The sequence below is a fragment of the Janthinobacterium sp. Ant5-2-1 genome (genome assembly GCF_001445815.1).
Taxonomy (GTDB): domain Bacteria; phylum Pseudomonadota; class Gammaproteobacteria; order Burkholderiales; family Burkholderiaceae_D; genus Janthinobacterium; species Janthinobacterium lividum_E.
The window spans coordinates 1-7,462 of record NZ_LNCE01000023.1 but is presented as its reverse complement, the minus strand read 5'-3'; the positions used below and the strand labels follow the sequence as shown (position 1 = coordinate 7,462).

Here is a 7,462-nt window from a genome sequence, read left to right as displayed (position 1 = left end):
TCGAAAGCCTTCATCCGCTGCCTGAACGCGGAAGGCGAAAAAGAAATCGCCCGCTACGACCTGTCCGAAGACAGCTCGACGGAAACGGCGATGATCTTTGGCGAAATCTACCGCTACAACGGCGAATGGAAGTTCAAGGCCATCGGCCAGGGCTTCAACGGCGGCCTGGGCCCATTGGCCCGTTCGTTCGGCGTCAACGCTTGATTTTTTCATGAGCTAAACGCAGCCGCCTGAATATCATCAGGCGGCTTTTTTTTGGAGATTTATCATGCCAGTATTTAGTGTCACGGGCGACGTCGATCCATTTCTGCACGTCAGCATGAAGCAGGGCGAAACCATCTATTGCGAATCCGATGCGATGGTGATGATGGAGACGGCGCTGGACTTGAAGGGCAAGATGACGGGCGGCCTGGGCAGCGCCATCATGCGCCGCTTCGCGAACGGCGAATCGTTCTTCCAGCAGCATATCGAAGCGGTGCGCGGCAGCGGCGACTGCCTGCTCTCGCCCACCCTGCCGGGTGCCATCGAAGTGGTCGACGTTGGCGCGCGCCAGTACCTGCTCAACGACGGCGCCTTTGTCGCCGCCACTTCGGGCACGGAAATGAAGGTGCGCACACAAAGCATCGGCAACGCCTTGTTCGCCCAGTCGGGCGGTTTCTTCGTCATGGAGACGGCCGGCACGGGGCAAGTGGTGGTGTCGGGCTTCGGCTCCATGTTCCAGCTCGACGTCGAGCCGGGCAAGGACGTCGTGATCGACAATTCCCACGTGGTCTGCTGGGACAACAGCCTGAAATACGAGATTTCCGTGACCACGGGCGGTGGCGCCAGCGGTGGCGGCATCGGCGGTTTCCTCGGCAATATCGTCAATAGCGTCACCAGCGGCGAAGGCATCGTGCTGCGCTTTTCCGGCTCGGGCAAGGTGTTCATCTGCTCGCGCAACCGCGACGCGTTCCTGAAGTGGACGGCGTCGGGCAAAGCCGGCTGATCGCCTCACTCTAAGGCCAGGTTAAGTCTTTCTGGCTACACTCCCCGCGCGCGCACCTGCGCGCGGCTTCCCCTATTTCCACCCGGTCCCCGTACATGCAAAGAGTCTGGTTCAACAAAACATTTTCCTCGGTCGGCACGGCCATGCGTTTGATCCGCGAGGCCGATATGGCCGCCACTGGCGGCGCGCCCCGCTATCACATCGTGTGCAGCAATACGAACGCGCACGCTGCCGCTTTTTTGGCTGCCCACGAATACGCGGTCGAACCGTCGGGCCTGACGGGCCTCAATTATGTCGAGTGGTGCCTGGAATTTTGCCGCGAGCGGGGCATCACGATTTTCTGGCCGGGCAAGGAAGCGGGCCTGATCGGCAGCGCCAGCGCGCGCTTCGCCGCCATCGGCACGCGTGTGCTCAGCGTGGCCAGCGAAGACACCCTGAATTTGATGCACGACAAGGCGCGCTTCTGCGCCGGCCTCGATCTGCCCATGGCGCGCCCGGCCGACTACCGCGCCGTGACCACCATCGCCGAATACGACGCCGCCTACGCCGAACTGCGCCCGCTGCACCGCAAACTGTGCATCAAGCCGTCCGAATCCGTGTATGCCCTGGGCTTTGCCATTCTCGATGAAGAGCGCACCAGCGCCCAGTTGCTGCTGGCCGGCGCCGCCTACCAGATCAATGCGCAGGAGCTGCGCAACGGCCTGGCGCAGACGGCATCGTTCAAGACCCTGCTGCTGATGGAATACCTCGACGGCCACGAATACAGCGCCGACTGCGTGGCAGACCAGGGCACGCTCATTTGCGCCGTGCCGCGCAAGAAGCTGCACGGGGGCGGCAGCGGCCAGCTGATCGAACTGCGCGACGACTTGCTGGCGGCCTGTGAAAAACTGGCGCGCGACTACCGCTTGAACGGCGTCTTCAATATCCAGTTCCGCGAAGGCGCCAATGGCCTCGCGCTGCTCGAGATCAACCCCCGCATGTCGGGCGGCATCGGCATGGCCTGCGCGGCCGGCCCGAACCTGCCCTATCTGGCCCTGGCCGGTTTCGACCAGGGCTTCGACAAGCTCGCCGTGCCCGCCATCCGCGAAGGCATGCGCGTGGGCGAAGCCGCCTACGCCGTGGAGCTGCCATGAACGTCGTCAGGCAGCAGATGCCCACGGGCGAGCTGACCTTGAAAGTGGACGAGGCGCGCTTTCCGCTGGACTGGCTGATCGGCTTTGCCGCGCGCGCCAACGCCAAGCGGGGCTTCCTGTTCCTTTCAAAAGTGCTGGGCAAGCACTGGCCCGTCACGCCGCGCGCCATGCAAACCATCCACGACGACCTGGCCGCGCAGATCCCTCCCAGCCTGCCCGGTCCCGTCGTCTTCATCGCCATGGCGGAAACGGCCGTCGGCCTGGGCCAGGGCGTGTTCGAAGCGTGGCTGCGCGCCAATCCGAATGGCAAGGCCCTGTTTTTGCACAGCTCGCGCTACCGCGTGGGCAGCGTGCCCTTCTTCGAATTCGAGGAATCGCACAGCCACGCGCCGCGCCAGTTCCTGCACTTGTCGGATGCGGCCAGCGCGCTGTTTTGCACGGCCCGCAGCCTGGTGCTGATCGACGATGAAGCGTCGACCGGCAACACCTTCGCCAACCTGGTGCAAGTGTGCCGCGCGCGCTATCCGCAGCTGGAAAAGCTGCACCTGGGCGTGATCACCAACTTCATGGGCCAGGCCGCCAATGCGGGCTTGAGCGAGCGTTTCGGCCTGCCCACCAGCATCGGCGCGGCACTCTCCGGACAGTATGCATTCCAGGCCGGCGATGCGCCGGCTCCCGTGGCAGCCAGCGCGCAGCGCTTCGAGGCAAATGCGGAACGGGGCGCCAGCCCTGCGTTTGGCCGTATCGGCGTAGGCCGCGCCCTGACACCGCCGCAAGGCCTGGCCGTGCAGCTGGCGCAGGAAATCGGCGCCGGGGACTCCGTGCTGGTGCTGGGCACTGGCGAATTCATGCACCCGTCGTTCCTGCTGGCGCGCGAACTTGAAGCGCTGGGCAAGAACGTCGTGGTGCAATCGACCACGCGCTCGCCGATTCTGTCGTGGGGCTCCGTCGGCCATATCGTCCACTGCGACGACAACTACGGCGAAGGCATCGCCAATTACCTGTACAACGTGGCGCCAGGCCAGTACCAGTACGTTTTCATCTGCCATGAAACCCCGGCCAGCCCGGCCCTCATGCAACTCGCCGGCCAGTTGAACGGCCGCCTGTTCCACTTTCAGTCAGAGACCAAAATTGAAGAAATTCCTGTTTGTTGATCTGGACGACACACTGTTCCAGACCCCGAAAAAATGCCCGGGCGAGACCGACCTGCAAGCGGCCGCCTATTTGAAAAATGGCGACGCCTGTTCGTTTACGACGGCGCGCCAGCGCGCCTTCTTTGAATTCGCGCAAAGCGGCATGACCCTGATACCCGCCACGGCCAGGAATGGCGACGCCTTCCGCAGAGTCGACCTGCCGTTTACCAGCTACAGCGTGCTCGATTACGGCGGCATCGTGCTGCAGCCGGGCGGCGCGCTCGATGCGGGCTGGCTGGCCCTGATGCAGAACGACATGCAAACGGCCCTGCCCGGCCTGCGGGACGCCATGCGCATCATCGACGATTTCCAGGCCAAGGCGGGCATGCCTTCGCGCGCGCGCCTGATCGAAGACTACAACACGCCGTTCTACATCGTCGTCAAGGACCATGAAGCGCGCGGCGAACGCCTGGCCGACATCGAAGAGCAAGTGCTGCAGCAATGGATCGCGAGCGAAGGTTCCGATTACTTCATCCACCGCAACGGCAACAACCTGGCCGTGCTGCCGAAGACCTTGAACAAGGCGCGCGCCGTCGCCTACCTGCGCGCGGAACTGGAAGCCGAGCATGGCCCCATCGTCAGCTTCGGCATGGGCGACAGCCGTTCGGACGCGCGCTTCATGGCCGCCTGCGACTACGCCATCATCCCCAACGGCACCCAGCTGGCGGCACTCACGGTGGCGGCGCTATGACCGAAGGCACGCAGCATTTCAGCGGCAGCTACCGCCAGGAAGACGTGGAGTTCCTGCTCACGCCGATGGCGCTGGAACCCATCCTCGACCTGGCCGAAAAAGAGCTTTTAATCCAGTCGGGCCAGCGCCACTACAGCGAAATGCTGTCGCCCGAGTCCTTGCCTTCGCCCGCCTACCTGGCCCTGTTCCAGAGCGCGTTTGCGGCCAACCGCCTGCAGATGGCGCGCGACTGCCTGCGCCTGGCAGCCCTGATCGCGGCGCGCCGCACGGGCTCCATCACGCTGGTGTCGCTGGCGCGCGCCGGCACGCCCGTGGGCGTCATCCTGGGCCACTTGCTGCGCCAGGTGTTCCAGCGCGAATGCTGCCATTATTCCGTCTCCATCATCCGCGACCGCGGCATCGACGCGAACGCCCTGCAGCACATCCTGGCGCAAGGCCATGCGGCCGACTCCCTCGTCTTCGTCGACGGCTGGACGGGCAAGGGCGTGATTTCGCGCGAACTGCGCCAGACCGTCAACGACTTCAATGCGGCGCATGGCACGGCGATCGACGGCGGCCTGTTCGTGCTGTCCGACCTGGCCGGCACGGCCGCCTGCGCCGCCTCGTCCGGCGACTACCTGATCCCGTCGAGCATTCTGAACGCCACGGTCTCGGGGCTGGTCAGCCGCTCCGTGCTCAATGAAGCCATCGGCCCGGACGACTTCCACGGCTGCGTGTACTACGAGCAGTTCGAGCAGCACGACCAGTCGCGCGCTTTCGCCGACGGCCTGGTGGCCGACGCCGTGGCCATTGCCGCCAACAGCGGCATCCCGCTGGCCGAAGCGAGCGATGCGCCTGCGATGGCGGCCCGTTCGCAAGCCTACATGGCCGCCGCGCAGCAGGCATACGGCATCAGCGACATCAACCTGATCAAGCCAGGCATCGGCGAAGCGACGCGCGTGCTGCTGCGCCGCGTGCCCGAGCGCCTGATCGTGCGCGACACGAATGCGCCGGACGTGGCACATTTGCTGCTTCTGGCGCAGGAAAAAGCCATACCCGTCACAGTAGAACCGGCGCTGCCTTACCAGGCGGTCGCCCTTATCAGGAGCGCAGTCGATGGATAACAACTCCCTACACCCACAAAGCGAGCATAAAGCGGCGCTCGGCGCCTCCATGTATGTGCCGACCACGCACAAGGACTTGCTGGCGATCGCCAATGGCGACAAATTCAGCCATTTGCGCTCGGTCATCCTTTGCACCGAAGACGCCATCGCGGAACGCGACCTCAGTTACGCGCTGTTCAATCTGTCGCTGGCGCTGCAAAACATGTGCGACGAATCGGACACCTTGCGCTTCGTGCGCGTGCGTAATCTCGACGTGCTGGCGCGCGTGCTGGCCATGCCCGGTGCCGACAAATTGAGCGGCTTCGTGCTGCCGAAATCCACGCGCAGCAATTTCAACGCCTATTTCGAGCTGGTGCGCCACACGCATCATCTGCTGATGCCGACCCTGGAAACGGCGGAAGTGTTCGACGACGAGGAAATGAAGCAGTTCCGCATCATCCTGTCCGCGCCGGAAGTGCGGCGCCGCATCCTGGCCCTGCGCATCGGCGGCAACGACCTGCTGGCCCTGCTGGGACTGCGCCGCCCCACCAGCGGCACCATCTACCAGACGCCGCTGGGCCAGGTCATCGGCCGCCTGGTCACCATCTTCAAGCCGCACGGCTTCCAGCTGACGGCGCCCGTCTTCGAGCACCTGTCGCAGGGCAGCTGGCTGGACGCCGAAGTGGCGCAGGACATGGCGCACGGCATGATCGCCAAGACGGCCATCCACCCGGACCAGGTGCCGCAGATCGAGCGCCACTACCAGGTGGCGCAGTCGGACATCGAACTGGCGCTGCGCATCATCGACCCGGACAGCCCGGCCGTGTTCCGCATGCAGGAATCGATGTGCGAAGTGGCGACCCATTCCAGCTGGGCGCTGCGCATCATCGAGCAGGCGCGCCTGTTCGGCATCCGCCATGCGGCCGACAACGCCGCCGCGCACCACGCAAATACCTCATTGATTCAACTCTCAAGCGACGAAGGGATTGCACGACCATGACCAATTTCACACGCGGACAAAAAGGCAAACTGGCGGACCTGGGCTTGAATGGCCCGTTTGCCGTCACGCTCGATATCGTTTCGGGTTCGATGGAAGTGGACGTCAGCTGCTTCGGCGTCGATGCGGCAGGCAAGCTGTCGGACGACCGCTACATGGTGTTCTTCAACCAGAAAAGCGCACCGGACAACGCCATCACGGTGGACTTGAACGGCCCCCGCTCCACCTTCCAGGTCGACCTTGCCCGCCTGCCCGCCTCGATCGACAAGCTGGTGTTTACTGCGGCGACGGAACAGGGCAGCATGCGCGCGCTGGGCAACTCCAGCATGGCGCTGGGTCAGGCTGCCACGTTCGCCTTCACGGGCAATGACTTCCAGGACGAGAAAGCCGTCATCATCGGCGAACTGTATCGCCGCGACGGGAGCTGGCGCTTTGGCGCCGTGGGCCAAGGTTTCGCCGGTGGCCTGTCGGCCCTGCTGAAGCACTTCGGCGGCAGCGAGGCGGGGGCATCCTCCCCGGCGCCAGCACCGGCTTCCGTGCCAACGCCAGCGGCCCCGCCTGCGGCGAATAAAATCTCGCTGTCGAAAATTCGCCTGGAAAAACGCGGCGACAAGATCTCGCTCGACAAGCGCGACAGCGGCGGCTATGGGCGCATCCGGGTCAACCTGAACTGGAACCAGAACGCGTCGCAAGGCCAGGCGCCGGCATCGAAACTGGACACGGGCTTCCTCGGCAAACTGTTCAACAAACCGGCCGGCCGTTCGGGCGGCATCGACCTCGATATCGGCTGCCTGTTCGAAATGAGCAACGGCAGCAAAAGCGCCGTGCAGGCGCTGGGCAACAGCTGGGGCGCCTACGACCGTCCGCCGTACATTCACCTGGAAGGCGACGACCGCACGGGCAGCATCAGCAGCGGCGAAAACATCTTCATCAACGGCACCCATTTCGACCAGATCAAGCGCGTGCTCGTGTACGCCTTCATCTATGAAGGCGTGCCGAACTGGGCCGCCACGGATGGCGTCGTGATGATCGAGATTCCCGGCCAGCCGACGGTGGAAGTGCGCCTCGACAGCGACAGCCAGCACGCCATGTGCGCCATCGCCATGCTGGAAAACCACGGCGGCAACCTTCAGGTGACAAAATTGGTGGAATACTTCGGCGGCCAAGGTAAAATCACGGCGCACCAGGCCATGGACGAAAGATATAACTTTGGCTTGAACTGGAAAGCCGGACGGAAAGACTGAGTGTACGTACACCACTAGCGGAAGGCTGGGGTCAGACCCGCCGGGTCTGACCCCGGGTTTTCTTCAATTTAACGATAAAAGTCAACATGACCCCTACGACCAAAAAAGTCACCTTCGCCTTTGCCATCTTCCTCGTG

At 63.8% G+C, this 7,462-nt stretch carries 8 protein-coding genes; all 8 read left to right on the top strand.

All coding sequences use genetic code 11. The annotated features are described in order from the left end of the window. The coding region (locus tag ASN89_RS08570; RefSeq protein WP_161911763.1) for a TerD family protein at positions 1 to 204 on the top strand (204 nt) is incomplete at its 5' end. 64 nt (positions 205 to 268) lie between these two features. Then, positions 269 to 985: a TIGR00266 family protein gene (locus tag ASN89_RS08565; protein ID WP_035826041.1), complete on the top strand. Its 717-nt coding sequence runs from the start codon at positions 269 to 271 to the stop codon at positions 983 to 985. 95 nt (positions 986 to 1,080) lie between these two features. Further along, positions 1,081 to 2,118 (top strand): ATP-grasp domain-containing protein, encoded by a 1,038-nt coding sequence (locus tag ASN89_RS08560; RefSeq protein ID WP_058048989.1) that lies wholly within the window; start codon positions 1,081 to 1,083, stop codon positions 2,116 to 2,118. Further along, positions 2,115 to 3,272 carry a phosphoribosyltransferase domain-containing protein gene (locus tag ASN89_RS08555; protein ID WP_058048988.1) on the top strand — a complete coding sequence of 386 codons (1,158 nt, stop codon included), beginning with the start codon at positions 2,115 to 2,117 and terminating at the stop codon, positions 3,270 to 3,272. The genes ASN89_RS08560 and ASN89_RS08555 overlap by 4 nt, the downstream gene beginning before the upstream one ends. Next, the gene (locus ASN89_RS08550) at positions 3,250 to 4,002 is read left to right on the top strand and encodes an HAD family hydrolase (protein WP_046682301.1); all 753 of its coding nucleotides are present in this window, start codon (positions 3,250 to 3,252) and stop codon (positions 4,000 to 4,002) included. The genes ASN89_RS08555 and ASN89_RS08550 overlap by 23 nt, the downstream gene beginning before the upstream one ends. After that, a complete protein-coding gene (locus tag ASN89_RS08545; protein WP_058048987.1) occupies positions 3,999 to 5,105 on the top strand; it encodes a cysteine protease StiP family protein in 1,107 nt (368 codons plus the stop codon). The genes ASN89_RS08550 and ASN89_RS08545 overlap by 4 nt, the downstream gene beginning before the upstream one ends. Then, positions 5,098 to 6,084, top strand: a complete 987-nt coding sequence (locus ASN89_RS08540) for an HpcH/HpaI aldolase/citrate lyase family protein (RefSeq protein WP_046682299.1) — start codon at positions 5,098 to 5,100, stop codon at positions 6,082 to 6,084. Before ASN89_RS08545 ends, ASN89_RS08540 begins: the two co-directional genes overlap by 8 nt. Further along, positions 6,081 to 7,325 (top strand): TerD family protein, encoded by a 1,245-nt coding sequence (locus ASN89_RS08535; RefSeq protein WP_058048986.1) that lies wholly within the window; start codon positions 6,081 to 6,083, stop codon positions 7,323 to 7,325. Before ASN89_RS08540 ends, ASN89_RS08535 begins: the two co-directional genes overlap by 4 nt. Positions 7,326 to 7,462: the final 137 nt, after the last annotated feature.